The organism is Pseudomonas sp. NY15374 (genome assembly GCF_048068255.1).
In the GTDB taxonomy this organism is placed as follows: domain Bacteria; phylum Pseudomonadota; class Gammaproteobacteria; order Pseudomonadales; family Pseudomonadaceae; genus Aquipseudomonas; species Aquipseudomonas machongensis.
The window spans coordinates 1-1,028 of sequence record NZ_JBLUPZ010000027.1 but is presented as its reverse complement, the minus strand read 5'-3'; the positions used below and the strand labels follow the sequence as shown (position 1 = coordinate 1,028).

General features: G+C 54.1%; 1 protein-coding gene and 1 pseudogene. One reads left to right on the top strand and one right to left on the bottom strand.

Translation table 11 applies throughout. The features are described from left to right. The first annotated feature begins 64 nt into the window (after nucleotides 1-64). A complete protein-coding gene (locus ACNFHO_RS27375) occupies nucleotides 65-364 on the top strand; it encodes a hypothetical protein (protein ID WP_416767970.1) in 300 nt (99 codons plus the stop codon). A 484-nt stretch (nucleotides 365-848) separates the two neighbouring features. On the opposite strand, the pseudogene ACNFHO_RS27370 reads toward ACNFHO_RS27375, so the two are convergent. Next, nucleotides 849-1,028: pseudogene (locus tag ACNFHO_RS27370) on the bottom strand (hypothetical protein); the annotation flags it as partial.

The window sequence follows — 1,028 nt, the reverse complement described above, 5'->3', positions numbered from 1 at the left end:
TTTTTTTTGTGCGATCTATTTTGACCCTCTAATGGATGAAAGCTAAAAAGTTAAGGAGGGTCACATGCGTGTTCGTGGAAATGTGTTCTGGGATTGGGCAGATCCAGCGCTTCACCACCGTACTCATGACGAAACACTCGACGACGGAACGCATATTGATGTCCAGGTGAGGCTTTCACCCACAGGGCAAACACAAATGTTCATCGGCGTTTATGCCCCTCAAGGCATGGCGGTGCATGAGGAGGCGTTTGACTCCCGTCCTGGCGAGTCGATGACCCGTGCTATGGCTTGGGGTGTCGGGCGGGCGCGCCGGATTGCTACGGAAGGCTTGCCTGCCGTCACATCCAAAGCGTCTGCTGGGTAGAGCTGTCGTCACTCTGGGGCTGGATCAGGCTCTGAAACTGAGCCAGCCCCTACTGGCTGCCGTATCGCGGCAGTGAATAGAGGGAAGGAGGTTACAGCGGGATGTAGTAAACATGTGCTCGATGCAAATCCTCCGAATCGTCCGAATTGTTGGAATTCCGCACTGCACGCCTCGATTTGGTGCCACAATCATGGCATAGGGACAACGGCACGTATCCTCGAGCCAGCCCTTCAGGACACCAGTCCAATGCTAAGCAATGAAGATTTTCGCTACATGTCCCATCGGCACCTACTTGATCTAGATGCTTCTAATTCCAGGCTTAGGCACTTGGTTGGTAAAGGCGAGGTGAGCGGTGTGGACTGGGATGATGCTGTTGGCTGGTATCAGAGTTCATACGACGCTTGGGTCAAATTTTTGAGACAAAGAGATCAGCCTTCCTTGCCAGTGTGATCCGATATCGCAGAGGGACCTGCGATTTTCACCCTTAGCCCGCCTCGGAGTTTTCCGACAACGCAGCCCTGGCAATCGAGCCATCCTCCACAAACCAAGCTTCATGTTCGTGCCAGAGGATGTTCGCGGGCTCGCCGCTCACGCTGTCCCATTCGTTGCCAATGTCTTCAGCGAAGTGGTCCCGGTCGGCGTAGAACTTCAAAGCAGCTCGCAG